Below are 25,987 nucleotides of genomic sequence, written 5' to 3' on the forward strand. Positions count from 1 at the left end.
GGCAGCTTCACCTATCTCAGTAGGAATTCTTTCAGTTGCTCACCGGGGAAGAGGCAATAGCTGTACTCTCTTGAATCGAGTATTTGGGCAATGCTACTTTCTTGCTTAGATTGAGCAATTTCTTGCTCGAGATGCTGTTTGCGTTCTATGAGCCATTCTTGCAGTTGATAGTTTACGGCAGTTATCTCTTCGTGCCTTGTTGCAGCATTCATTGGGGTCTTAGCCGTTCTCACCCATTTGTTTTTCGTGTCTACGAGCCGCTTGATTCGAGATTGGTCTTCAGGACCAAATTGCATGTGCTCCAACTGTCGTTCAGGATGATATGTCAGATTGCGTATTTTTTGCCGTATTTCAGGTGCTGAAGGAAGGTCGTGATTAGTGCGTTCGACAGGCAAACGCAAAGTGCCTGAGACCGTGGCATAGTGAGGTAGCGAGAGACCGAAGAAATCTCGACAAAGTTCGTCCGTCACCTGATCGTATTTTGCTCCGCCAATGCCATGGATAAATACATCTGCCAAGAGCAATCGAACGAATAGAGTTGTTGTAAGCGCTCGTGTGCGGAGTTTGATTCCACGCGACTCCCACTCCGCCATCATGGAAGATGCTAGATTGGGATCGGAGTCTAGACTCATCGGGAGCGTTTCATGGAAAGCATGCCGATCTGTTAATTGACATCCACGAGCAGAACTTCGGACAAACAGCGAGCGTCTCACAGGATCAGCAGTATTCCAAATCCAAAATGGAGATTCAACCCAATCCTCCTTGCTATGAAGATCAGGGACAGGATGAGCACGGTTGCGCAGGCGATGACTGGTTCGATATTCTTTAAGTGCACAATTGTAAGCGGTGCGAAAGTCTGCGGCGTGGGCGAACAGATGCAAGGCGAACAGACGGAATGTTTCCGTTTGGCAGAGTTTGCTTTGAGGAAGTTCCCAAGAGTGCGCCCCCCAAGTATGCTCCAAGCGATGGCGTGCCTGAGAGAAGGCTATTCCCACGTTTGGTTTTGAATTGGAAGCTACTACTGTCGGCCACCACTCACGAATCAGCGGATTCCCTACCAAAGGCGAGATTGTGTCAGTAACGCGTTCTCCAAAGGTCTCCCACGCTTGTCGGTCCAATACCAGTCGTTCTTCGTAAGGCACTTGGGAGGCAAGCTTGTCGAAAGCCACAGACTCGATCATAGGATTTTCTGCTTCCCCAGTAGGAACTCGAATATCTGAAGAGCGGCAAATATCGCTATCTATTATGAGGCTGATTGCTGTCCCCCCACATGCGTCAGCTAGTCGAGATGCAGAAAATTTCTTGTACCACACTCCGGGGTGAAATAGCTCTGGCTGATGTCCTGTGACGATCAATGGCCCATCAAGAGACAAGCTAGTTTCCGCGTCAAAATACTGACCTGTGTATGCCTGAGCCGCAGAGAGGATAGACTTCCTGGCTTTGACAGATAGCTTTGAGAGGGGTATGCCGAACAACCTTATTTCATCAAGTTCAGCAGTCTTACGGCGGCATTTCACCGCTTCAACGAGAGTTTCCCAAGCCGGCTCACACAATACATGCCCGTTAGCAACAGGAGCGCGAAACCGACGGTAACGCTTCTCGGAGGTCATGAACATTTCTGCAAGATACAGGGCTTGGCTTGTTTGGCCGTAGCATTCGAACCCGAGGCAGTAGCAGTGTCCTTAGCCTGGGCGATCACTTCGCGATAATAATTCAAACGAGTTTCAGCTGCATCGAGCGGACCACCAAAACTTCGTTCTTCATCTAAATAGATGAGTGGCACGGGAACCTCTGTGATTCTTAGCCCATGCCAGGCAGCCTGAACCCAAAGCTCGAGCGGCATAGCATAACCTGTTTCGGTTAGCTCTAAGTTAGCGAGAGCGCGGGTTCGATAGGCCTTAAAACCACAGAAGGCGTCAGTTAGATTGAGGCCCAACTGTTGGTTCAACTCTTTTGTGATTGTGCGATTGATCAATAGCCTGTCACTTGGCACCTGATCCGTTGATGTAGTGGACTCCAAGTACCGACTTCCCGAAACGATGTCGGCATTTCGACAAGCGGCCGCAATTTGAGTGATACGTTGAGGTTCGTGTTGCCCATCGCAATCAATGGTGACAACAAAATCGTACCGATGGTGAATGGCATAGTCGAAGGCGGACTTGAGGGCTGCACCATATCCTTGGTTTTCGCGATGAACTAGGAGTTGAATATCATCCCTGTCCTGTAGAATCTCACGAGTACCATCCGTTGAGCCATCGTCGACGACCAGCACATCGGTGGCATACTTGACAACTTCATCAAGTACAGCTGTTACGTGGTTCGCTTCATTGAAGACCGGCAAGGCAGTAAGAAATCGGCAAGAGGTGCAGTTGACTGAGTGGCTATCGGCAATCTGAATCATATTGGACCGTTCTGCCCTGTTACGCCCTAATTAGTTCAACTGGTCGAACGAGAGTAACAGTGACTGAGGTGAGGTGATTGGCAGGATTTAGATGGCGTTTTCAAATAGGACATTTCTCCATCTCACACATTCTAGATGGGTCAGCAGGAGGGTCAACTTACGAGAAGTGTCGGCCACGCAAATAAAGAGTTTTGTTACCGAAAGACGCCTTACAAATAGCTGGTAAGTAGCTTAAATGGAGCGCAGCGGGTCTTGCTCGCTCTTACTGGCCCAGACGGTGACTTCTGGGACGAGATCACTCAAATAGTCAGCCAGGGAGATAAGCCCGAAACGTTCGCTGGCAAAGTGACCGGGAAGAATCAACGCGACCCCGCGAGCTTCGGCTTCCAGGCAAGTGTGGAAATTTGTTTCCCCAGTAATCAAGCAATCACAATCTAGCTCGATCGCGCGATCGAGAAACGAGCCTCCGCTTCCACAGGCTATGGCGATCCGAGTGACCACTTGCTCATTTTCTCCGACCACTTGGAGCTTTTCTAAACCAAGGAAGTTTTTTAGTCGCTCTGCCATATCCAAGAGCGACACCTCTTCGCCGAGTATTCCGCAACGACCTGCACCAATGTCGGCATCATCGACATCTCTAGGAAATAGTGGGACGATTTCTTGCAGTCCAAGCCCAATCGCAAGATGTTGATTAATGCCAGCCCGCGCAGAATCGAATGCAGAATGAGCACTATAAACCGCGATTCGGGCAGCGATAAGGTTCAAGAGCAGTCGACCTGCAGTAGAATCCGCAGTGATACTTTTCAAGGAATGAAAGGGAAGAGGATGGTGGGTCACAATCAGATTCGCGCGGGCTTCGATTGCTTCGGCGACCACGGCAGGAGTGATGGTAAGACAGGTCATTAATCGATCCACCGACCAAACACGATCTCCTACTAGTAGGCCAACATTATCCCAGTCCTCTGCGAGGGAGAGGGGAGCTATCTGCTCAAGGTATTCGATTACTTTGCCAACGGTAGACATTCAACACACCAGGGTAGTAGGCACACTTCGTATGCCGTAGCCGGCGCAGGAAATGCTTTCATGGATACAGATAGGGCACTCAGAGTGTGCCTATTGTGTTGCATCGTAGTCGAACATCTGTCCAACTTCAAGGCAGACGTTGCCTCAACTTCGCCGGGCGATTACTCCTCAACAATAGCTCGGTGATTCAAGACTCGCCGTTCTCCACCAAGTTCTTCCACTCTCAGCAGTAGTTCTTCTCCAAGCAGGTCTTCGCCATGAGAATAGTTGTAGGTTTTAATATCCCAATTGTTTGTCAACTGAAAGACCTGCATCCGTTGTCGTCGCCGTTCGGAACCTGGCGCATAGAGAAAACACTTGAAATCTACCGGTTTTGAGTCGCGATTGAGCATCCGCTGTTCGACAACTAGGATCCCGTCGTCGGAGAGTCGCGTTGTCAGTTCCAACTCGATGTCTTTGTCTCCCACATTCAAAGTTCGATAGACACTGAAATGGTAGGGTTTCTCAGCGTTGACCTCAAAGTCGACGCGTAAGGGAGTTTCGCCGCTGATGGCATCAAACGGCAATGTAATGTGGAAGGGCCTTTTGGCCTTCTCTCCTGCAGCAAGTTTGAAGTCAATTCGGTCAGGAACGATCTGCCAACCTTCAGGACCGACTATTCTTGCCGTGCCGCCGATACCTTGCTCGAAGGCATTGTAGAGTTCGATAGAATTTGGATGGGACATCTCAAAGACGCTTGGAATATTCGTCTCTATGAATCGTGATCCCAATCTCATCTTGGTAATGGCTGCATTCATACCTGTGACGAATTTGGGAAGAGATGTGACATCAAGTACATGCCGATTGTTCTTGATCAAAGGCGTTGTCGAACGTCCCCAGACATCTACGACTTGGATGTTGTCTCCAAGATTGAGTGTTTCTTGGCGTGGCTGGCGATTCCAGACGACCATCAGCACGGTACCATGCTTGTCTTCAAAAAGCCGATTCTCACTTCCGCCAGGCAACTGTAAGCTGCCGATGTATCGTGTACCGCTGAGCAAGGAGGCTGCAGTTCTCCATGGGAGCAGTAAATCGCTCGGGGTTCCCGTGTCAGACATTAACCCAACTTCGTCATCGAACGGTTTGGCAGCAAAGATCGTCGTGGCTCCATGAATCTTCGCAGATATCATTTGTTGCATGAGGTCGTGTGTACGGGTTTCTAGATCGTAGTCACTCCGCGGCAGCGGTTCGACGAGTGTCCAGCGCGCGACTCCTTTACGTGGGGGAAGGTCCAGATATGTTGCAAGTTCATCTCCAGTAAGTGGAGGAGAGGCAGAAAGCTGCTGGAAATCCCAGGTTGCCCGACGTTCGGTTGGGACTGCTTCGAGCCAAGGCCAGCCGAGCCCCAGACTAACATCTTGTCCAAAGCGAAACAGTTTTTCCCGCAACTCTCGCACCTCTTTCTCAGCATTGGGAAAATGCGCATAACTAGTGTCGCTATCGACTCCTAATTGCCACCAACGGACCCGTAGCGATAACCTGGTTAGAACTCCATCAAGCGATGGGAGCCAAACCGAGGAGTCAACATTTGATAGTAGGTCGGCAATACTCGCATCGGCTGGAATCTCCTTGCCAAAGAAATCAAGATCCTCCGGGGGATGATCGAGTACCCCAACAACATCGATATCCTTTGCTGCCAATTGCTCGGTAAAAAGTACCAGCTGTTCACCCCGTTCCGCTTCTGACTCCCCATACCAAACGGGAAGCTTAACCCAGCTGATCCCTGTTCGTGGTAACAAAAGATTGAGCTGTTCGAAACTCAGCGGAATGTCGTCGCCCGCCAGTGACCAACCAAATTCACCCCGCGAGGCAGTCTGCATAGGGGGGACCACCGCGATTGAGATCATATGATCCTTTAGAGTTCCACGGGCAGTTTGCATTGAGACTTTGACACGGTAAAAGCCATACTGCTTGATCGGAGGTTGCCAACTCGTGGCGCCTGCGTAACCTGCAGGTCTTTCCACACTTGAATCGATGAATTCAGAAGACTTGCTCAGTTTTTCATGGATCAGTTTACCTGCTAGTTGGATGGTGTTCCCGTCGAGTTTGTGGCTGCTAGCGTCGAGTAGTTCGAAATGAATGAATGGATCTTGTTCTCGAATCCCGGAGAGTTCACAAGTAACCACAACATTCTTGGGATCGTCGTAAACATTGAAAGGACTATTCGTATGCACATACATCCGTGGAAGACGTGCTAGCCAAATATCGTCCAGTGAGAACGATCCCTGAAGGTCGACATGCCCTCCTTCCTCGACAGCCATCGTAACGATCGCTACTCGCACATCCGGATGAGTAACATTGACTGGGCCGATATGGATTTTTTGCCAACCATCAGTATTCTGATACCAGTCGCTGCTGGTCGATTCGAGAACATTGCGATTCTCGTCGCAAAATTCGATTCTCACCTGAGCCCGGGAATGCTGACTTCCTTGCCCTCGAATCCGAGCTTCTACCACGTAGCCAAAATTGTCGGAGATGGCAACGGAAGGGCTACTTATAAGTGCTCCACCACCATTGAGCTTAGCCGTCAGGCAACGCCCTTTAATCGCCGTTTCATCGTCTTGCATTTCGACTTCGACATAATGTGGCATATTCGGGCCATAGGTACGTCTCCATTCATCGGGCCATTTGTCGAAATTAACGTCGTTCTCCGAGAAATCACAGTAGAATATCTGCACAGCATCGATGTGCCGCTGCTCGGAGGTCGGAGCAACGAGGGCAGTGCATAGCAGAAACCAAGCAGTGGCGTTTATCATGGGGCTTCAATCAAGTCAGGGCTGACACTTCACCAAGTAAGAGAAACCAGTCGTCAATCTGGAAAGGTACCTATCTGTGACAATATTTCGAATCGCGGCACAAACCCGATGCTTTGCGCAACCGTTCAAGAAAGCATTGCATACTGCGGCGTCTATTGGGTGCGAAGGAGTGCAATTTGATGCCCGAAACGAGCTTCAGCCATCGGATATTTCGGACACCGGACTGCGCCAGTTGCGGAAAATGCTTGATGATCTGAATCTGCGGGTTGGTTCGCTCTCCTTCCCCACACGACGTGGATATTCGGAACCCGCCGATCTGGATCGCCGAGTGGCAGCCACCTTGGATGCGATGCGACTCGCCTCGCAAGTTCAGGCCAGAGTTCTGGTCTGCAATCTAGGTCGCATACCAGACGATCCAGCAAGTTCAGAGTGGGCGACGCTCTCCGATGTGATCAATACCCTGACCACGCACGGAATGCGACTGGGAGTCCAGTTAGCTGCCAGGGCAGGTTTTGTCAGTTGTGTGCAGCTTGCCGATTTCGTTGGTTCCTTTTCAGAAGGGACCCTGTTTCTGGATTTGCATCCTGCGAGCTTGATGGCGGCAGGTCACTCACCTGCTGAATTTGTAAGTACGCTTGGCCAGTATGTCGCCCATGTTCACGCCGTCGACTCCGTGCGAGATTTCTCTGCCAACCGACATCTGGAAGTTGAACTCGGCCGCGGATCCGTAGACTTTCCCGCCCTGCTCGGCGGACTCGAGGAATACGAATATCGCGGTTGGATAACCATCGAACGGAACGGCTCCGCACAAACGGTCGAAGACTTCGCCAACGCAGTAAAATTCCTCCGCACCGTTTAGCCCCGCCCCGCCTAGCAAGCGTTTCCCAATTCGTCAGCATCTAGCGAATTTGTTAGCCGCCACGCGCCTGCCGATTTTCACGAGGCGCGAGCGGAGCTCGTCGATGGCCCAAAAATCGTTGTGGCATTTCTCCTGTGCATCTCGATAATGGAGCTTGCCACCTGCCAGGCAAGTTCGCTAGCTCGACTTGCACATGTTTGCTGATCCGAACAGCCGAGTTTGTTCACTGAATCGGGTCGGCGCAGTGTAGGTCCAGGGATTGGGAAAGGCTGATTGGTCGAGGGTTTTGTTTTCAAAACCCTTCCCCGCCCGAGTCGTGGTGATTCGCGTAAGTCTTAGCAGGTAAACGAGTTGCAGCATACTCAATCCGCAACAAAACAGGGGGTTTTGTTTTGTAAGAAAAGTTTTCGACAGAATGTGAGGGGGCAAGCATCCTCCGTCGGTGCGCAGGATCGAAATAGAATCATGAGCTTTCCACCATCCCCGTTCAGCCGCGCCCCGCTGCCGAGCCTCACGAGGCGAAAGGGAAGCGATTCCTCGAGCTGGCCCAAAAATCGTTGTGGAAGCCAACCACTCCTTCCGCGATAATGGGTTCGTATTAGAGCCTGAACATTCCTTGATATTGGAATAGTGCCCGTCCCGACGTGCGGCCTAAACCATAGATTCCTCTCGCAGAGACGTGGAGACACAGAGAAGAATTAAATCCTTTATCTGCATCTCCGCAACTCTGCGAGAACCTAGTTAGTAAACATGGAAGTGAAAGCATAATCGTGAGGAAGAAGAGACCATCGAACAAGAACATGACTGGTATCTCCCAGAGTGAAGTTCGCGCAGGGCTGGCGATGGTTAGCCCTTGGATCGTTGGGTTTGCCGTCCTCACGCTCTATCCATTTCTCGCTTCGTTCTATTGGAGCTTTTGCCGCTACGACTTGCTCAGCGAACCGAAATGGGTGGGACTTGCCAACTATCGCCGCATCTCGGGAGAAGTTCTCTCGGGCGGTACTTTGGCACAGGCGATTGGCAACACCGTTTACTACGCTGTCCTAAGCGTTGGCTTCTCAGTAATCCTGGGCGTCTTGTTGGCAGTCATGCTCTCTTGGGAGGTTCGAGGCAGGGCCATCTTTCGCACACTCTGCTATTTACCATCTGTCGTGCCAATTGTAGCTGCCGCGGTGTTGTGGATGGCGCTGCTTGATCCGCAGCAGGGTCTCATCAATGGCATCCTGGCGCAGTTGGGGATTCCTGCACAGGGATGGTTTCAGAGCACGAGCTCAGCCCTCTGGCCCCCGGCTTGGCCTGTCGATCACGCTGGACGAATTTTTGGCTCGAAAGACGGGCTAGTGCTGATGGGCGTTTGGGGCGTAGGAAACTTGCTCGTAATCTATCTGGCCGCCATCACCGAAATTCCTCGCCAGCTTTACGAGGCGGCCGAGTTGGATGGTGCAGGCCACTGGCGGCAATTCTGGCATGTGACACTTCCCATGCTTTCACCAGTAATTTTCTTCAATGTGGTCGTGGGCTTGATTCACTCCGTACAAGCGTTTACCCAAATCTATCTGGTAAGCGATGGCCAGGGCGACCCTGCAGGAGCCACGCTGACGCTGTCGCTCCATTTGTTCCTCGCGGCATTCAAGGAACTCGATATGGGATACGCTTCGGCAGTGGCTTGGATGTTGTTCGTGGTTATTCTCCTGATCACTATTTGGCTCTTTCGTACCTCGCATCGCTGGGTGCATCACCAAGGAGCCGCGTGAATGATTTCCCGATTTGTTCTCACTTTTGCCATAATCGCGACAGGTGCTCTCAGTGTGGCCGATGCCACAGAACCTGCTGAAATCGTCTTCTGGCATTTCTGGGGCGGACGCGATCGGCCCATCGTCGAGCGAATTGTTGCCGGCTTCAACGAATCTCAGGATCGCTACCGGGTGCGTGCGATTGCCATGCCGGGGTCGAATCTAGATCTCAAGTTTTTCCTGAGCGTCGCAGGGGGCGATCCGCCGGACCTGCTGAATCACGACGATCCCGTGGTCGGTGATTGGGCCTATCGGGGAGTCCTCACGCCGCTCGACGAATTGGCCGCGTCCAACGAAATCAAACGCTTGAAGACATGGCTCTTTCCAGCAGCGCGTGAACTGGGTACCGCTCAGGGCCAACTCTATGCACTGTGCAATGGGCTCGACATTCGTGCCTTGTATTGTAATCAGACGTTGCTTGCCGAGCATGGTATCCGATTGCCGGAGACAATCGAAGATTTGGACCAAATTGCCGAAACGATTGCACCGGCGTCAGGGTCCGTGGGCCGCCACCAGATGGGCTATCTCCCTGATCCGAGAAGACTTTGGGCATGGGGAGTCGTCTTTGGCGGACGATTCGTCGATTCGACGGGATCAATCACAGCTGATGATCCTAAAATCGTCGCCGCCCTCACTTGGATGGCAGGTTTCAGCGAGCGTTATGGCCCCAGCGAGGTTGCCGCGTTTCGCTCAGGAGAGCAGGCTCTTACGGGGGCCGCCTTTCCGCTCTTGGCGAATCGTCGCTACGCCGTGGTCATGGATGGCCAGTGGCGTCTCCGCGATCTATCTGAGGCGGCAGCCGCAGCAAAGCAGAATGGCGAGAAAGCCGACGAAATCGCCGTCGTTCCGCTTCCCCCACCATCGGGAGGCGTTGCCAATGCTGGCTGGGTGAATGGTAATTTCTTCGTCGTACCCCAGAGTGCCCGACAGAAGCAAGGAGCCTGGGAGTTCATGAAATATTGGACTGGTTTTTCGGGCAACGTCGACGCCGCCGCGAAAGCCTGTGCTGACGCAGGTTGGATTCCACCCTCACAAGAGATTGTTGAGCAGGCTCCGTACCAGAGGGCCCTGGAAGAACAGCCACTCCTACGTGAATTCGTCGTCTTGGCAGCCAGTGCGAATGAACGTCCGGTTCCCTCGCTACCCGTTAGTTCGTTTTACTATCAAGAAGTTGTGAACGCGGCACAGCAGGTGATGTATCGCGGAGCTGACCCCCACACAGAATTGAAGGAAGCTACCGGGCGTGTTCAGCGGCGACTGCAGGAGGTGTTGGATGAATAGTCGAACTCCTGGCTGGTGGGCCTATGTCAGTTTATTGACGGTCTCCGCGCTCATGGCTGCGCCATTGGTGTGGTTGGTGCTCACTTCGCTCAAGGCACCCGAACAGTTGGCCTCGGAGCCGTTGTCCTGGTGGCCGCGACCCTTTCGCTGGCAGAATTACCACGACGCGGTCAATGCGATTCCGTTTTTCCGCTATCTAGCGAATACGCTTCTATTGTGTCTAGGCAATGTGACGGGGACGCTCATTTCCTGCAGTGTGGTGGCGTATGCCTTTGCTCGCTTGCGCTGGCCAGGGCGTGATGTGTTGTTCGCCGTGTTGATCGCCACGTTACTACTTCCGTGGCAAGTGACCATGGTGCCGCGATTCCTAGTGATCCGGGAACTAGGTTTGTATGATTCGCTGGGAGCTTTGATCGTGCCCAAATTCTTGGGAGAAGCGTTTTACATTTTTCTGCTGCGACAGTTCTTCCTGACCGTCCCCCAATCCTTGATCGATGCGGCTCGTTTGGATGGTTGCAGCGAACTGGGAATTTTGTTCCGTGTGATGTTGCCGCTGTGCCGCCCAGCCCTGTTGACAGTCGGCTTGCTAGAATTTGTCGCCACCTGGAACGACTACGGAGGGCCGCTGATGTACCTGAATGATCCCGATCGATTTCCGCTTGCCTATGGGCTGGAGCAGTTTATCAGTTCGCATTCAAGCGAATTGAACCTACTACTCGCTGCAGCCGTGTTATTCACCTTGCCGATTGTAATGCTGTTCGCCCTCTTGCAGCGCGCATTCCTCGACGGCATCGCCACAACTGGTCTGAAGGGGTAGAGCAACCGGCTCACACTTCTTCTGCGAATACCGACCGCAATAGGAGAATGCTGGCGATCCGAAAGATCCCAAGCGAGAGATTATTTCTTGCGATGCCGAATTTTGGCTCGCATGCGACGTTTCTTGCGGCCTTGCTTACGCCGCCCTTTTCCAGATTTCTTCGTTCCCACAATACCTCCGAATCAAATGATGGACTCAGCCGAACACCCAACCAATGGGCGAAACACCCATTTTAGACTGGATTGGCCTTCGACGGCAAGTGCCTTGACACGTCAATCCCGCGCAGGCGGGAACCCAGAACTCCTAGTTCCTAGCCTGCAAGGGAAAGACAGTGTATAGCTAGTCCCGACTACCGCGGCCGGTGAGCTTCCGAGAAGCATCATAGAGCACATCGCGATATTTGTTGCGAATGTCCAGATAGCTCCAGAACAGATAGAGATTCCCCGCTCCCGATCCGCTCAAGAGAACCCACGATAACAAGAGTGGGAACATGGCTGTAGGATTGGCAGCCGCCTGAGCTACCGATTGCTGGGCTGGCGGTTGGGTAGTCTGACTGCCCGCAGTTGGTGAAGAAATAGAATTCTGCAGGGTGATCGATTGGCCGTTCGCTCCTTGCAACTCGGCGTTGGCAGGGCGAGCAAGCATCCCTCGGTTGATCTCTGGCACGTTCGACTGACCTCGAGAAGCAGGAGTAGTTGGACTCGCTAATCCAAGGTTGTTGTCGGATGTAGGCTTGAAGTCGGGAAAACCTGGTCCAGATTCAGTCGGTCGAATGCTTGCCGAAACATCGTTTCGGTTGTCAGCAACATCAAAACCGCTACTTTGCGGCGGTTGAATCGAATTACCATAGCGTTCGTTCTGTGGGAGCACACTCGATTTTCCAGTACTGAAGGTAGAAGGCGTAGCACCTGGTTGCATTGTTCGACTGCTAGACTGACCAGCGCCAAAACTCGAATTGCTCGCAGCAAAACCTGGAGGACTGCCACTTGATTGCCAATCTCGCCCTTGATTAGTGCTCACAGGGGGCTCCACAGGTCGGGAATCTACCGTAGTGTTACCATCAGGGGGCAGGATTGTTTGTCCGTTGTTTGCCAGAGTGTTGCGGTTTTCAGTAGCTGTGAGGGGAGAACTGCCTGGAGGTAGCACTTGAGAGTTTTGACGATTGGTACTCTGAGGTGGCGCGACGACGCTGGTGGGTTCGCCACCAAACAATTGACGGATATTAGAATTGACTGAGTCGCCAACGTTTCTGATTTCGCTACTCATTTGTTGGCTCGTGCGATCAACTGCATCAGAAATGCTGCGTCCCGGATCAGGTGGCAAAACATCTTGCGACATTTGGTTGGCCGCTTCGCCACCGTTCTGCAGCGATTGGGCAAAGGCTTCTGGTGAACTCAGGGAACTTCCGCCTGGAGGCAAAACGGGCTGCGAAGCCTGTTGCGAAGTATGATAGCGGTCATCGCCGGAATTATTGGGAAGCCGGTATTGCGCTTCGACGACACCCTCACGGGACTGCTTCTCCCCTTCGCCCGGCCACGGCTTAAGATTGGTCAACAGGCTTTGCTGGGGAACCTGTCCAGAGCCGACGATAATTCTCACTCGCTTGATAGGTCGCACATGTTCAGGAATGTCTACGGAAAGCGGAATCGAACCCCCATCCTTGAGCGTGCCCACCAATTCAGGTTCGAGTTGAATAACGCATTCGTAACTGGCATCCCCATCTGGCATCGGTTGCCAACCGCAAACAATCCCCAACCCCGACGCGAGCAACAACCCCAACCCTGCGACCATGACTGAATCCTTTCCCCAAAAATTAAGGCGGTGGATAACACGCTACCTAAACGAGTCCTTCCGACTTCGCTTCGCATTCTAACCCAATCCAGAAAAATCTCCTAGACAAGCCAGCAGCGAAAGCAGGGGGTGATATTGGCGACTCTTTGAGAGTGATAGCATTGAATGCCCAGTGTTCGGCGCAGCTAGATTTCCCTCGTCGCAGAGCAGATGTGAGACACACGAGGAAAGAAAGAAATGAGGTGCGAGATGACCTACTGATCTCTGTAGAGGAGGTAGGTGATGTGTCTCGTATAGGAATGGATGCGCTTGTTGCGAGCACGCGAGCCATAGGGGCTCATCGAAGCGTGGCCCCGTATTGAAATGACCGAACGCGAGTCAGAGTAGTTGTCGACCCCTGAGCGATAGCGACACGAGCAAAGAGCGTGGCGGAAAGCGCTCCACTATGGAGTCGCTCCGCATCGCAGCTTACAGTACCGTCGCGGCAAACCAATATCGCCGCTCAACTGTCGGCCAGAGGCTCTTTCTTTTCGGTGATGACCGGGCACTGGGGTGCCATCTCGGCGTTGAGCTCTGTGAAGGCGGCCCATTCTTCGGGGACGTTATCTTCATGGAAGATAGCTTCGACGGGGCACTCGGGGACGCATGCCTCGCAGTCGATGCATTCGTCGGGGTGAATGTACAGGATCTGCTCACCCTCGTAGAAGCATTCAACGGGGCAAACCACGACACAGTCGGTGTACTTGCAGGCAAAGCAAGGTTCGCAAACTACATGCGTCATCTCAGATATTCTCCTTTTCGTCGCTCAAACCAACGTGGTCGCGGTACCGGTTGGATTCCCAGTGCAGGCTCCCTCGCAATACAACGAAAAAGCACTCCAAACTGAGAGGAATGATACAAATATCGGCAAAAGTAAGGCAAGTGTTAATCCAGGAACTTATTTCACAGCACTTTTACCACAATCTCATGCTCTGATTCTCCTCATTTTTGGCAATTGCAAAGCACTCGACTGCTATTTACCCACCTGGGAAATCCTCTGTCAAGCGGATAGTTTGCCAAAATATCACTAGTTTTGCCAAGTTTGCCCCAGTTCGAGTCACCTTCGACTTGCTCCTAGATTTCTGGCTATTTAGAATTGGAGTATACGCGGTCCAGCAGATTGTTCCACTAGTTTTCACCGAGGAAGCCATTAGTTTGGCAGTTTGGGGCACCCGAAGCTGCTCTTCGCTCGGTGGAACACCCGATTGACCTGTTCTTACCAACAGGCAGTTGCTACGTTTCTTTCCCCTGAAAGAATGTGATTGAGGCACCCGATACGTGGCTTTATCTGAAATTGATCGAAGTCTGCTAGAACGCTGTTTGGCAAAAAAGCCCCGCGCATGGGAGGATTTTGTTGACCGCTTTATGGGATTGGTGATTCATGTCATAAATCACACGGCCCATTGTCGGAGCGTGCTGCTTGCCTCTACGGATCGCGACGATTTGGTGGGAGAAGTCATGCTAAGCATCGTAGACAACGATTTTGCCGTTCTGCGGCATTTCCGTGGTCAAAGCAGCCTGGCAACCTATTTGACTGTGATTGCGCGCCGAGTTGTCGTGAAGAAACTCATCGAGCGTCATCAAGCTGCTTCGCTGGGTTCGCTCTCCGGCGAGCCTCACACGAACGATGCTCCTTTTGAGCAGCGAATTGAAGACCGGGAAGAAGTAGATCGATTGCTCCAGTCGCTTGATGGGACGGAAGCCCAAGTAGTCCGCATGTATCACTTGGAAGGCAAGACTTACCAGGAGATTTGCCGCACTACTGGGATGTCGTCCAACAGTGTTGGCCCCATGCTCAGTCGTGTTCGCAACAAATTGCGGAGCATGCCACAACAGAGTTGAGTAGATCGGCGCTAGGCGCCGGCAATTCAAGTCAAACGGTGTCTAGAGCCAATCTGCTCACGATACGTTAGTATCCTGGTCCTAGTAGATCTATAGTACCTGTGGGCCAGTCTCGATTTGTGGGATACCGCATACGAATCTCGTCCCAAAAGGGGCATTTATCTGGATTCGGATCCAAGGAGTTAACGAACCGGTTGTCCACTTCGCAGGCCCCCAATCCTTCGTAGAACTTCTTGACAGGTCGTGTCGTCTGAAAAAGTGCGAAGTCGTACACGCCGGCGTCCACTAGATCAAAAACCGCTCGAACGACCATTTCGCCGAGGCCGTGTCCACGTAGATCTGGATCGCTGCAAACCTTGCAAAGCCCTGCAATGGTCATTTCCCCATGCGAAGTGTTGATTGACCGTGGAATGACCGCCGCGTGGGCGATCACACGATCTTGCTCGCGAATCACAAAAGAGCGGGGAGCTTGCTTTTCGGGGCCCTGGTAGCAATGGCCGAGGGTCAGCATTTGACGTTGTCGAAAAACGGCGTCTTTGCCCGGCTTGGGCCAAACCTTGAAGATCAACTGGCCGATGGCCAGGGCATCTTCGGCAGTGAGTTGACGGGATTCTAAAATTTCGACCTTCACGCGAATTTCCGATCACTTGGACGCGTCAGTAGCTTTTATCCAAAAGTATAGGATAAAAATGAGACCGGATGCCACAGCCGTTTTAAGCCTGGGACAGTAGCTTCGCCGTATCCCGCGCGAAATAGGTGAGAATACCGTCGGCTCCCGCTCGCTTAAAGGCGAGCAAACTCTCGAGCATTACTTTCTCTCTGTCTAACCATCCACGCTCTGCGGCCGCGCACAACATCGCGTATTCTCCGCTCACTTGGTAGGCAAATGTTGGCACTCCAAAAGAATCTTTGACGCGACGTACTATATCGAGATAGGGCATACCTGGCTTGACCATCACACTGTCGGCCCCTTCAGAAATGTCGAGTGCCACTTCGCGCAACGCTTCGTCGCTGTTAGCTACATCCATCTGATAGGTCCGTTTGTCGCCGGCACCGAGATTGGCCGCCGAACCGACCGCATCGCGGAACGGTCCATAAAAGGCCGATGCATACTTGGCGGCATAGGCCATGATTTGTATGTCGAGATAACCCGCCACGTCGAGCGCTCGGCGAATCGCTCCCACCCGCCCATCCATCATGTCTGAAGGGGCGATAATGTCGCAGCCTGCTTCCGCTTGAACAATCGCCTGGCGGCAGAGCATGGCGACTGTTTCGTCGTTGACGACATAGCCTTCTCGGACCAATCCATCTTGACCGTGGCTTGAATAAGGGTCGAGCGCCACGTCACAAATTACCCCGATCCGATCACCGTGGGCCTTCTTCACGGCGCGTACGGCCCGGCAAATCAGGTTCTTGGCATTGATTGCTTCCTCGCATTCGGGCGTTTTCTTATCTGGTGGGGTAGCCGGAAAGATCGCTACGGCAGGTATGCCGAGTTCGACTGCTTCTCCGACTGCTTCGACAATTTGCGAAATCCCCAAACGCTCGACACCAGGCAGTGAGGAGATGGGCTCTCGAATGTTAGCCCCTTCACATACGAAGAGGGGCCAGATTAAATCGTTCACCGAGAGCCGGTTTTCCTGCATCAAACGCCGCGACCAGTCATTTCGCCGGGTTCTCCGGAGTCGCGTCTCTGGATAAGACCCCATATTCAGGTGAAAATCAGGCATAATGAAGCGATTACTGGAGTGACGCCTAGTGATTTAGTATTCAGACTTCCATTATCCAAGGAGTCGTCCGTAAAATCCATGGGCAGAATTCGATGCTCGCATACTTTTATCTAGATGAGTTCCACAGTTTATGCCTGCTCAAGACCCCAAAATGAATCTCGGGCCGTTTGAATTTCGTCCTGCCAATGTAAAAGTCCGCGGCAAACCTGAATTAAACGACTGGAAAGGGCCGCTTCATTTTGCCATTTGGTGCCAACGTGCCAGTCCATGGTGGATCGGAGATTTGATCAATCGAGGTGAAGATCTTTTTGGCGAAGAGTTTGGGGAAGTTTGTGGTGAGACTCTCTCCACCGAGATGGTCAGCCGCTATGCCTCGGTGGCACGTCGGGTACCACCTCAGAACCGACATCCAGATCTGTCTTGGTCTGCGCATGCAGCGGTTGCCCGACTTACACACGAACATCAGCGTCGCATGCTCGCCGAGGCGATTCGAGAAGGCTGGAACAGTGACGATCTTCTCAAGAAGGTACGAGAGTTTGTCAAATCGGCGAAGGACTAGCTCACGGTTATCTCACGATGGCACTTGCCGCTAATTGGTTTTGGAGTAGGTTGGGGCCTCACTCACGAATCTTGTTCTGAACTTATACAACACATCGGGTGGTCCATGCCCCCCCGACTTACCCATTCGCCATGTTCTACTCTCTTCACGATATCCTGCTGATTGCTCTGGTGATGACATTCGGGAGCGTTGTGCAAGGGGCTGTGGGATTCGCGTCTGGCTTGCTAGGCGTACCTCTTCTGGTGATCTGTGGTTTCTCTCTCCCGGAGGCAGCGATTATTAACCTCATCTCGACTAGCATTCAAAATCTAACAGGGGCTTGGAAACTTCGAGACTATCTAGACATTCGCGATCTGATCTATCCTACGCTGATTCGCTTACTGGCAATCCCTTTGGGGACGGCGTCAGTTTCCTGGCTTGCTGAAAGGATTACAGCTTCGCAGAGTAAGCAAGTGGTCGGCGGCATCTTACTAGCGGTGGTTTCACTACTATGGTGTTTTAGAGTCAAGCGGCGGGAGAAACTTAATCTCTTCTGGCAAACACTGGCTTTTTTCTCGTCAGGATTCCTATTGGGTTTTGCTTCGATCGGAGGAGCTCCGATAGTTATTTATGTGAACTCGCTCACATGGGGAGTCAATAGGTCCCGCGCTTTTTTGTTTTTTTGCTCGGCCGTTGGCCAGCCTCTTGCCATGTGGTTTTTCTGGCAGCAGTTTGGTGAACAATTCTGGACTCCAGTTTGTTCAACGCTTGTGGTTCTTCCAGCAATTCTAGCAGGGCTCTGGGTGGGACTCCCTTTGGGTGCCCGTCTCTCACAGCCCGTGTTTCGTAACATCACTTTGGGACTGATTACACTCACTGCTCTTGCTGCAATTATCTCTCCGTATTTTTATAATGCTTGAGAAGAGTTGCTTTGAATACAGTTTGTCTAGAGGCCAATTATTTCCCAATTGTACTGAGTATCCCAAGGAGATCGCGATGTACCATGCCGACGAAGCACGATACGAGAATATGACCTTCCAGCGTTGCGGTCGGAGCGGCTTAAAGCTCCCTGCGGTTTCTTTGGGGCTTTGGCACAACTTTGGCAGAGTTGACTCGTTTGAGAACTATCGTGCCATAGGGCTTCGTGCTTTTGATCTCGGTGTCACTCACTTCGATCTGGCCAATAATTACGGCCCTCCTCCCGGCTCGGCGGAAGAGAATTTTGGTCAGATTCTGCGTGATGATCTCGCGAAGTATCGCGATGAGTTAATAATCTCAACGAAGGCAGGCTACTTGATGTGGGACGGCCCTTATGGAGAATGGGGTTCCCGAAAGTATTTGCTGAGTAGCCTTGACCAAAGCCTCCAAAGAATGGGCGTCGAGTACGTCGATATCTTTTATTCGCATCGGCCAGATCCAGATACTCCCCTGGAAGAAACCATGGGGGCTCTCGCTTCTGCTGTGGCCCAAGGAAAGGCACTATACGTCGGTATTTCGAATTATCGAGCGGATATGGCTGTCGAAGCCTGTAGGCTCCTCCGTGAGATGGGTACTCCTTGTCTCATTCATCAACCACGGTATTCGATGTTTGATCGCTGGGTAGAATCTGACGGCCTATTAGACGTGCTCGAACGAGAGGGGGTCGGCTGCATACCCTTTTCCCCTCTCGCCCAAGGAATGCTCACAGACCGCTATCTTGAAGGCATACCGAGCGATAGCCGTGCAGCCAAATCTCATGGCTTTCTCCAACAAGCTGATATTACCTCCGCGAGGCTGAAGCAAATCCGACAACTCGCCGAGATTGCAAGCTCAAGAGAGCAAACTCTAGCCCAAATGGCTCTCGCCTGGGTACTGCGAGATCCTCGCATTACTACGGTTCTGATCGGCGCTAGTTCAGTCGCTCAGCTAGAACAAAATGTTGGTTGTCTGGCCAACCGAGATTTCAATTCGAGCGAACTGTCCTCGATAGAAAATATTTTGGCCCAGAGGTAAGCGAAAACGAGGCAGGGCGCAAAAAAACAAGGCCAGCCCATCCAGGGCGGCCTTGTTTTAATTATTCAACAAGCTTCAAGCCGAACTATCGGCGACGGCTCGACGCCAGGGCAACCATGCTAAGCAATGCAAGAGCCATAGAGGTAGGCTCGGGGATTGTCGTGTCGATCATGAAATCTTTCTTAGCAATAAATGCCACAGAGGACGGTTCGCTGATTGCGAGTAGCGTGTCATTGATAGCGATTTCTAGTTTAGTGGCGCCTAAAGGAAGATTGGCAGCAGTCAACGCTGCATCTACGTCATAGGACAGTGTAAGACCCCAGGAAGCTCCGATCACTGGACCGTCCGCGACAAGGTTCTTGCTGCCGAAAGCTGAAGCACCATTGAGGGCTACTGGCGCTATCGCTGAGCCATTAATCTCAGTAACCACCACACTACCAAGCGCTATGCCATAACCAACCTGCGTACTCGTGGTGCCGGATCCAAAAAGCGTAAAATCGCCTCCTTCAGATATATTAATCGTTTTCAACGTTGCGCCGGGAGCGGCCATCAGTGTGAAATTCAGCTGACCGTCCGTAACGTCGGGGGTCCCAGGCACAGCAGTAGCGGCAAAACCAGATGGATCAAAATCGAGTTTGTTACCTGAAATGGTAGGGGGACCATAAAGTGGCTCGTCGTCGCCAGGAGAGTTTGCCGTTTCAGTCACGTCGAGATACATGACCGAAGTTCCAGAGAAATCGCCGTAGTTAATGGGCGCGGCATCGGAAACCACCGCAGTTGCAAAGAGAAGCGCAAGCGCCAGCAACGACGAGAAAAAAGATCGTGATGTGGTCTTCATTAGTCAGTTCCTGCCAAGTTGAATAATCTAGTGTTTACCATGTCGCTAACATCCTTGCGACGCGAGGTAGAAGCCAAGTTTCTTTAGATAAGCCACTATAGCGTCTGCGCAGATTCTGCGCTCTACATCACGTACTATACTCGGGTTTCTAGTCCTTGCAAGAGTTTTTTTCATAATTTTCCTTAAACTCATGAATTTGTTCAATCTTGAGAAGTGGACCTGCTTCAGAAGGGCAGCTTTATGTTTACAAGGAGTAAGCAGTACTCCGAGGGGGGACTTGGAAATATTAATTTAAGGCATATGATAATTCGTGGTTTCTTATTTTTCTCGACCTTTCCGACTTCTCAAGAGACTAAGCCTTTTGGCTTAGTTTGGCGAGAATTACAGAAGCCTGGATAGGTCAAGTGCCCTGCACTATGGCAGTTATATCCAATAACCGACTGAGTTCCCAATAGAATCGGCAACCGAACTCTTCTGCTGTATCCCCAAGCATACGTAGTGCCTTGTTGGTTCGGGATTGCTCGTCGTTCTAAAATGTTCGCAGCGGAATAGAATACTCCTCGAATTGCGGTTTCGATCTCCCATCCCTATACTGCGGTCCAATTCCGCTGTCACGTCCCTAGAATCTCGCCACACTCAAATGTCCGCTCCCGAAGCCCACCTCCCTCTTGTAGACGCTAAATTCCCTTTGTTTGTAGGCATTGATTTGGGCGGGACAAACATCAAGTTGGGACTAGTGGACGATAGTGGCCAAACAATCGAGTATCATTCTGTCCCAACAAACGTAGAGCAAGGGCCTGATCAGGCAGTGGAGCGGATCGCAAGTGGTGTAGCACATTTGCTTGAAGAGGCACTCGTCACTAAATCAGATGTTGTTCGAATTGGTCTGGCGACCCCAGGACCGATGGATCTAGAGGCGGGACTCTTACTCACACCAGGGAATCTCCCCGGTTGGTGGGACTTTCCCATTCGCGAACGAGTCGCTGCGAAATGCGGACTTCCTGTCCGATTTGCCAACGACGCAAATGCCGCGGCCTACGGTGAGTACTGGCAGGGAGCAGCAGCCGATACCCATAGCATGGCGCTGCTTACCCTGGGAACGGGTATTGGTGGCGGTGTTGTTATCCGAGACTTGTTGGTGGAGGGGCACATAGCTGTGGAGCGGAATGTGGTTTCATCCTAATTGACCCTCGACCCGATGCTCGGCGCGATTCCCTTAAACTTTCCGGTACGCTAGAGGCCTATTGTGGCTCCTATGGGGTCGTGGGAAGAGCGTCGGATGCCTTGGCAGGAGGTCGCGAAAGCACATTGTCAGAGACACTTAGCTCAACCGAATCGCTTACTCCGTTGGCCATTGCACAAGCAGCCGAGGCGGGTGATTCGTTGGCATTGGAAATAGTCCTGGAAACGGCTCGCTATCTTGCTCTGGGGATTGGGACCTTGATCCACATTGTTGATCCGGGGTGCGTCGTTCTTGGCGGGGCAATGAATTTTGGCGGTGCAGGGCACCCTCTTGGAGAGCAGTTTCTCCAGAAAGTTCGCGATGAACTGCGACCTCGCCTCTTACCCCCGCTTCGCAAGCTACTGCAAGTCGAGTTCGCTAAACTTGGCGGCGATGCGGGCTACATCGGCGCAGCTGGATTGGCCAGACTGGAGCATCTCAAACAATGCGATGTTTTAGTCCCCTAGGCCGCATGTCGACTTGATATTCGATTCAAAGACCATCCCTCCATTGTCCTCGCCACATGACCTCGCCCCAATATATTCGCAATTTCTCCATCGTTGCCCATATCGACCACGGTAAGAGTACTCTCGCCGATCGACTGATGGAAATCACTGGAACAGTAAGTTTCAGGGAGATGAAAGAGCAGTTACTCGATGATATGGCACTTGAACGCCAAAGGGGCATCACTATCAAGTCCCATGCGGTGACGATGCACTACCAGTACCAAGGGCACAAATTTGAACTCAACCTGATTGATACTCCTGGGCATGTGGACTTTCAGTACGAAGTGTCTCGGTCGCTGACGTGCTGCGAGGGAGCCGTGCTCCTTGTTGATGCATTTCAGGGTGTCGAGGCCCAGACGGTCGCCAATGCCTACGCGGCTATGGAGCATGATCTGATGATTGTTCCCGTAATGAACAAAGTCGATCTGACGCACGCTCGTCCTGACGAAGTCCGTGAGGAAATGGAACACACCTTGGCCATCCATGCCGAAGAAGTCTTGGGTTGTAGTGCCAAGACCGGCATGGGCTGCAAGGAGGTCCTGGAGGCGGTGATCGAACGAGTTCCTGCTCCTCAAGGCGATCCCCATGCGACTTTGCAGGCGATGATCTTTGATGCGGTGTACGATGAATTTCGAGGTGCGATCACTTACATCCGAGTGATGAATGGAACCGTTCGCAAAGGACAGAAAATCAAGTTTCTGCAGCAAGGAACAACGCACGAAGTTATCGAGCTGGGTCATTTTACACCCCGGCGAAAAGCGACCAATTCATTAGCTGCAGGTCAGGTGGGATACCTGATCTGCAACATCAAGACACTAGACAAGGTTAACATCGGCGATACTGTGAGCGTCGCAACTGGTGAACCAGCCCTCAAGCTGCCCGGCTATCGGGAGCCAAAAAGAATGGTTTTTTGCGGGCTCTATCCCTCCGATGGTCAGGATTTCAAGCAACTTCGCGAAGCACTCGACAAACTTGTGATTAACGATCCGAGCTTTGAGTTTTCGCCCGAGACAAGCGACGCGTTGGGGTTCGGGTTTCGCTGCGGATTTCTTGGCTTGTTGCACATGGAGATTATCCAGCAGAGGTTGGAACAGGAAGCCGACATCGATCTCGTGCAGACCGCTCCCAACGTTACCTACGAAATCGTCACGAAGACCGGTGAGACCATGGAGGTTCACACACCGCAGGATGTGCCAGATCAGGGCGATATCGAGGAATTCCGTCAGCCGATTGTACGTGTCAGTTTCGTGCTACCGACTGAGTACATCGGCGGCATCATGAAACTCTGCACCGATCGCCGGGGGACTTATGTGCGGACCGAGTATCTCTCGCCCACACGTGCAATGTTGGTTTACGACTTGGCTTTGGCCGACGTAATCTACGATATGCACGACAAACTCAAAAGTACCACCCGCGGCTACGGTACTATGGATTATGAGCTCTTGGGCTACGAGCCGGGGGAACTAGTGCGGATGGACATCCTCGTAAAAGGCGAGCGCATTGATGCCCTGTCGATAGTTTGCGATCGTCGCGATGCGGATGTGCGCGGACGGGCAGTGATTAAGAAGCTCAAAGAGGAAATTCCTCGCCATATGTTCGAAGTTCCTTTGCAAGCCGCCATAGGCACGCGCGTGATAGCTCGAGAAAATATCTCCGCGATGCGCAAGAACGTGACCGCCAAGTGCTACGGCGGCGACATTTCCCGCAAACGCAAACTGTGGGAGAAGCAGAAGGAAGGCAAAAAACGGATGAAGTCCATTGGGTCGGTCGACATTCCACAGAAGGCATTCCTGGCGGTGCTGGAGACTGGGGAAGAAGAGGGGAAGAAGAAGTAGGCGTTTCTCACTTACGCTCAGAAACTGCCTGTTTCAAGTGGATTGCACACAGATTGCAGAACCCTGAACTCATGGCGGCCAATCGGTAAGTCACTTCGCCGGTAGCAACTCGGCGAACTTGGCTGCGCGATGCACCCATGACTTCAAAACAGAACCAGACTTGATGCCTGCCGATTCGACCAGTGCCCAGCCTCGCATCACTTTGCCGGTGATGTCCATTGGTCGTACATGGGTCTCGGATTGTGTCTCGTCGTGCTTCTTTCTGGCCAGCCGAACGACAAGCGAGCCCTTCCAGGCTCCTACGCACATGTTGCCGTTAGCCATAAAACAGACGCCGCCAAACATCTTCTTTTCAGAATCAACTTTGTGGCGTTACAGTATTGGCCGAATCCGGGCGACTAGGATTTCGTCAACTTCAGTCACGGAGTGTGCTTGGAATTAGAAGTGAGGATTTAAACTTAACGCAAGAGTGGGGATGACAGGAGTTGAACCTGCACTCCCGAAGGAACTGGAACCTAAATCCAGCGCGTCTGCCAATTTCGCCACATCCCCTCTTACGTCGTGCTGAGCATCAAAGTATAGTCGGCGGCTGGTACTACGGCTAGCCGATTTTCGGAAACGGTTATTGGGAAAATTCCTGCAAACAAGGCAAATCATGAGCAATGTCCCCCTTGATCTGAAGGCCAATCGGGAGTCCGGTCAACTGCATGTGGCCTGGGGCGACTCGCAGATTGATTTCCCGTTCGCCTTTCTCCGCAGACAGTGCCAGTGTGCCCATTGTGTAAATGAATGGACCGGTGAGCAGATTCTTGATCCTGCGTCGGTGCCCGAAGATATTTCCATTGAAAGCATGGAGCTTGTGGGGAGCTATGCGGTTCGCATCCATTGGACGGATGGGCACAATGCTGGGCTTTTCACCTGGGAGCGACTGCGAGAATTGTGCAGGTTGCTGAATTCATAGCCGAGTCTCCCCGAGTTTATGTTTTCACTCGAAGTAGTCGCAATATCAATCACCCGAAACGGACCTGCACAATATGATGCGACTCGGAGAGTCGTGCTACGCTTCTACAAAGATGCATCGCTCGTATTGCCATGCAATACATTCATGTGAACTTCCAGGGGATGAATCACGCCACGGCTCTCCACCTCAAAGCGAATCATGGAAGCCTCGTTAGCGATCTGTGATTGGACATGCTGCAAGAGTTCATTGCGGTCAGCAAAGTCCTTATCATCGGCTGCATAGATGCGGTCATTGACTTGGAATCCTGCACGATCTGCAGGGGAATGTGGCACCACACGGGTGACATAAACCGATTGAGGTTCCGCTGGGTCATCACGCCACGAGAGCCCCAGTTGTACTGGATTTCCAGAGAGAGGGACGGACACGTCCAGTTGCTCGTCGATTCCCGCTCGCTTGATGCTCATTTGGAGTGGCGAATCACTTTGCAAAGCGAGAGACTCCAGCATGATGCCGTCAGATAGTGGCAAATTGTTGACCGAGACAATCTTATCGCCGCGTTGGACGGTGCTATTTGTCTCAAGGCCATCTTTCACTTCTAAGGAACCATCCGCCGCTTTCTCCCATGTGAAACTAAGTCGTGACGCCATAGGGGGGAGCGGTTTCTCGAGTCGCGTCTGGTTGAATGGGTTATCCAACCTCGCTGCACTTCGATATTCAGGTAAGTAGTCCGCGTCGGCAAGCTCCACGACTTGCTCTAGCATATAGCTGGTGACCATTCGAATACCCGGGATGTTGATTTTCTCTACGTCATCCGACGGACGGTGATAGTCATCATGGAGTCCGGTATGGATGTAGAGTGAAGGAATCTGCTTTTGGAAGAAAGTCCAGTGATCGCTGTTGTTCTTGTATTCCCAATTAAAATCGAGCCACGCTTCGTTGAGATTGGGGGTACTCATAAGCCGACGGAATCCGCTGCCGCTCCGCGTCCCCCCCACTTCGATTCTGCCATCAGTCAGACGACCGACCATATCGACGTTTATTGCGAGCTTCACACTACTAAGAGGCACCGTCGGCTTGCGTACCCAATAAGAGGAACCCAGCAGCCCTTTTTCTTCGCCATCCCAGAAGGCGAACAAAATTGATCGCCTGGGGCGTTGCTCGGTGCGGGTGAGGGCATCTATCAATTCCAACACGGCCGATACCCCACTGGCATTGTCATCTGCTCCATTATGGACGTAGCCAAAAGGACCGAAGCTATTGCGGCGGTTGCCATATCCGACGTGATCGTAATGGGCACCTACGATGATAGTTTCGTGTTTGAGATCGGGGTCAGAACCAGGTAGCAGTGCTAGAAGGTTTTGCGAATGCCCTTGGAAATGTTGTTGGAAAGTTCCATTTGTACCGGCAGGTTCGAGACTTGTTTGTTGAACCAATTCCAGAATGTACTTGGCGGCCGCGTGGCCTCCACGCGAGCCGGCCTCACGTCCTTCAAGCATATCCGCTGCCAGATAATCGACGTGTCCCTGAATTTCGGCGGTCGTGATCGAGGCGCGCGCGATGTCATACCAGGCGTTTTCAGCTGCATCAGCTAGCAACGAGATTGCCGCCAGAAAGCTCACCAAAAAGGCACACAAGAAGCGATATCGAAGATTCAGACAGAGGCGGGTCATTGAGTGTCCTGAATTGGAGCAAATAATACGAATTCGTATGTCTGAATTAACTAT

Annotated in this window: 23 protein-coding genes and 1 tRNA gene; 12 read left to right on the plus strand and 12 right to left on the minus strand. The window is 52.1% G+C overall.

What is annotated here, in order from left to right:
• Positions 1 to 11: 11 nt before the first annotated feature.
• The 4 genes from Pr1d_RS12390 to Pr1d_RS12405 all read right to left on the minus strand — a co-directional run bounded on the left by Pr1d_RS12390 (position 12) and on the right by Pr1d_RS12405 (position 6,219).
• On the minus strand, positions 12 to 1,610 hold the full coding sequence (locus Pr1d_RS12390; protein WP_148073824.1) for a hypothetical protein: 1,599 nt from the start codon (positions 1,608 to 1,610) through the stop codon (positions 12 to 14).
• Positions 1,607 to 2,401: a glycosyltransferase family 2 protein gene (locus Pr1d_RS12395; RefSeq protein ID WP_148073825.1), complete on the minus strand. Its 795-nt coding sequence runs from the start codon at positions 2,399 to 2,401 to the stop codon at positions 1,607 to 1,609. The genes Pr1d_RS12390 and Pr1d_RS12395 overlap by 4 nt, the downstream gene beginning before the upstream one ends.
• Before the next feature lie 231 nt (positions 2,402 to 2,632).
• Positions 2,633 to 3,424, minus strand: coding sequence for a Nif3-like dinuclear metal center hexameric protein (locus Pr1d_RS12400; RefSeq protein WP_148073826.1), 792 nt, complete (start codon positions 3,422 to 3,424; stop codon positions 2,633 to 2,635).
• A gap of 161 nt (positions 3,425 to 3,585) precedes the next feature.
• Entirely contained in the window at positions 3,586 to 6,219 is a 2,634-nt protein-coding gene (locus Pr1d_RS12405) for a hypothetical protein (protein WP_148073827.1), read from the minus strand.
• Positions 6,220 to 6,295: 76 nt separating this feature from the next.
• Here Pr1d_RS12405 and Pr1d_RS12410 point away from each other — a divergent pair, with 76 nt between their 5' ends.
• From Pr1d_RS12410 to Pr1d_RS12425, 4 genes are all read left to right on the plus strand, one after another.
• Positions 6,296 to 7,078, plus strand: coding sequence for a sugar phosphate isomerase/epimerase family protein (locus tag Pr1d_RS12410; protein WP_168205203.1), 783 nt, complete (start codon positions 6,296 to 6,298; stop codon positions 7,076 to 7,078).
• A gap of 800 nt (positions 7,079 to 7,878) precedes the next feature.
• Positions 7,879 to 8,832 carry a carbohydrate ABC transporter permease gene (locus Pr1d_RS12415; RefSeq protein WP_238476696.1) on the plus strand — a complete coding sequence of 318 codons (954 nt, stop codon included), beginning with the start codon at positions 7,879 to 7,881 and terminating at the stop codon, positions 8,830 to 8,832.
• Positions 8,833 to 10,152, plus strand: a complete 1,320-nt coding sequence (locus Pr1d_RS12420) for an extracellular solute-binding protein (protein ID WP_148073829.1) — start codon at positions 8,833 to 8,835, stop codon at positions 10,150 to 10,152.
• The gene (locus Pr1d_RS12425) at positions 10,145 to 10,969 is read left to right on the plus strand and encodes a carbohydrate ABC transporter permease (RefSeq protein ID WP_148073830.1); all 825 of its coding nucleotides are present in this window, start codon (positions 10,145 to 10,147) and stop codon (positions 10,967 to 10,969) included. Before Pr1d_RS12420 ends, Pr1d_RS12425 begins: the two co-directional genes overlap by 8 nt.
• 339 nt (positions 10,970 to 11,308) lie before the next feature.
• Here the strand turns inward: Pr1d_RS12425 and Pr1d_RS12430 are convergent, their stop codons facing one another.
• Together Pr1d_RS12430 and Pr1d_RS12435 are read right to left on the minus strand one after the other, a co-directional pair.
• A complete protein-coding gene (locus tag Pr1d_RS12430; RefSeq protein WP_148073831.1) occupies positions 11,309 to 12,760 on the minus strand; it encodes a hypothetical protein in 1,452 nt (483 codons plus the stop codon).
• Between the two features lie 502 nt (positions 12,761 to 13,262).
• Positions 13,263 to 13,541, minus strand: coding sequence for a ferredoxin family protein (locus tag Pr1d_RS12435; protein WP_146451665.1), 279 nt, complete (start codon positions 13,539 to 13,541; stop codon positions 13,263 to 13,265).
• Positions 13,542 to 14,077: 536 nt separating this feature from the next.
• On the opposite strand from Pr1d_RS12435, the gene Pr1d_RS12440 reads away from it, so the two are divergent.
• Complete coding sequence (locus tag Pr1d_RS12440; RefSeq protein ID WP_148073832.1) at positions 14,078 to 14,641, plus strand: RNA polymerase sigma factor; 564 nt, start codon at positions 14,078 to 14,080, stop codon at positions 14,639 to 14,641.
• Between the two features lie 67 nt (positions 14,642 to 14,708).
• On the opposite strand, the gene Pr1d_RS12445 is transcribed toward Pr1d_RS12440, so the two are convergent.
• Both Pr1d_RS12445 and hemB read right to left on the minus strand, forming a co-directional pair.
• The gene (locus tag Pr1d_RS12445; RefSeq protein ID WP_148073833.1) at positions 14,709 to 15,272 is read right to left on the minus strand and encodes a GNAT family N-acetyltransferase; all 564 of its coding nucleotides are present in this window, start codon (positions 15,270 to 15,272) and stop codon (positions 14,709 to 14,711) included.
• A gap of 82 nt (positions 15,273 to 15,354) precedes the next feature.
• Positions 15,355 to 16,371 carry a porphobilinogen synthase gene (gene hemB, locus Pr1d_RS12450; protein WP_210417969.1) on the minus strand — a complete coding sequence of 339 codons (1,017 nt, stop codon included), beginning with the start codon at positions 16,369 to 16,371 and terminating at the stop codon, positions 15,355 to 15,357.
• 130 nt (positions 16,372 to 16,501) lie between these two features.
• Between hemB and Pr1d_RS12455 the strand changes: the two genes are divergently transcribed.
• From Pr1d_RS12455 to mgrA, 3 genes are all read left to right on the plus strand, one after another.
• A complete protein-coding gene (locus Pr1d_RS12455; RefSeq protein WP_148073834.1) occupies positions 16,502 to 16,930 on the plus strand; it encodes a hypothetical protein in 429 nt (142 codons plus the stop codon).
• A 131-nt stretch (positions 16,931 to 17,061) separates the two neighbouring features.
• Positions 17,062 to 17,829 (plus strand): sulfite exporter TauE/SafE family protein, encoded by a 768-nt coding sequence (locus Pr1d_RS12460; RefSeq protein WP_148073835.1) that lies wholly within the window; start codon positions 17,062 to 17,064, stop codon positions 17,827 to 17,829.
• Between the two features lie 76 nt (positions 17,830 to 17,905).
• Complete coding sequence (mgrA, locus tag Pr1d_RS12465; protein WP_148073836.1) at positions 17,906 to 18,901, plus strand: L-glyceraldehyde 3-phosphate reductase; 996 nt, start codon at positions 17,906 to 17,908, stop codon at positions 18,899 to 18,901.
• A gap of 85 nt (positions 18,902 to 18,986) precedes the next feature.
• Here the strand turns inward: mgrA and Pr1d_RS12470 are convergent, their stop codons facing one another.
• Positions 18,987 to 19,739 carry a hypothetical protein gene (locus Pr1d_RS12470; RefSeq protein ID WP_148073837.1) on the minus strand — a complete coding sequence of 251 codons (753 nt, stop codon included), beginning with the start codon at positions 19,737 to 19,739 and terminating at the stop codon, positions 18,987 to 18,989.
• A gap of 640 nt (positions 19,740 to 20,379) precedes the next feature.
• Between Pr1d_RS12470 and Pr1d_RS26480 the strand changes: the two genes are divergently transcribed.
• The 3 genes from Pr1d_RS26480 to lepA all read left to right on the plus strand — a co-directional run bounded on the left by Pr1d_RS26480 (position 20,380) and on the right by lepA (position 23,302).
• Complete coding sequence (locus Pr1d_RS26480; RefSeq protein WP_261343816.1) at positions 20,380 to 20,922, plus strand: ROK family protein; 543 nt, start codon at positions 20,380 to 20,382, stop codon at positions 20,920 to 20,922.
• Positions 20,923 to 21,002: 80 nt separating this feature from the next.
• A complete protein-coding gene (locus Pr1d_RS26485) occupies positions 21,003 to 21,428 on the plus strand; it encodes an ROK family protein (RefSeq protein ID WP_261343817.1) in 426 nt (141 codons plus the stop codon).
• A 56-nt stretch (positions 21,429 to 21,484) separates the two neighbouring features.
• Positions 21,485 to 23,302 carry a translation elongation factor 4 gene (lepA, locus tag Pr1d_RS12480; RefSeq protein ID WP_148073838.1) on the plus strand — a complete coding sequence of 606 codons (1,818 nt, stop codon included), beginning with the start codon at positions 21,485 to 21,487 and terminating at the stop codon, positions 23,300 to 23,302.
• A 90-nt stretch (positions 23,303 to 23,392) separates the two neighbouring features.
• Here lepA and Pr1d_RS12485 read toward each other — a convergent pair whose 3' ends face one another.
• Both Pr1d_RS12485 and Pr1d_RS12490 read right to left on the minus strand, forming a co-directional pair.
• Positions 23,393 to 23,647 (minus strand): TfoX/Sxy family protein, encoded by a 255-nt coding sequence (locus Pr1d_RS12485; RefSeq protein WP_148073839.1) that lies wholly within the window; start codon positions 23,645 to 23,647, stop codon positions 23,393 to 23,395.
• A 125-nt stretch (positions 23,648 to 23,772) separates the two neighbouring features.
• Positions 23,773 to 23,854, minus strand: a tRNA-Leu gene (locus tag Pr1d_RS12490).
• A gap of 103 nt (positions 23,855 to 23,957) precedes the next feature.
• Between Pr1d_RS12490 and Pr1d_RS12495 the strand changes: the two genes are divergently transcribed.
• A complete protein-coding gene (locus tag Pr1d_RS12495) occupies positions 23,958 to 24,263 on the plus strand; it encodes a DUF971 domain-containing protein (RefSeq protein WP_148073840.1) in 306 nt (101 codons plus the stop codon).
• Positions 24,264 to 24,367: 104 nt separating this feature from the next.
• On the opposite strand, the gene Pr1d_RS12500 is transcribed toward Pr1d_RS12495, so the two are convergent.
• Positions 24,368 to 25,933: a M20/M25/M40 family metallo-hydrolase gene (locus Pr1d_RS12500; RefSeq protein ID WP_148073841.1), complete on the minus strand. Its 1,566-nt coding sequence runs from the start codon at positions 25,931 to 25,933 to the stop codon at positions 24,368 to 24,370.
• Positions 25,934 to 25,987 lie beyond the last annotated feature (54 nt).

The organism is Bythopirellula goksoeyrii (assembly GCF_008065115.1).
In the GTDB taxonomy this organism is placed as follows: domain Bacteria; phylum Planctomycetota; class Planctomycetia; order Pirellulales; family Lacipirellulaceae; genus Bythopirellula; species Bythopirellula goksoeyrii.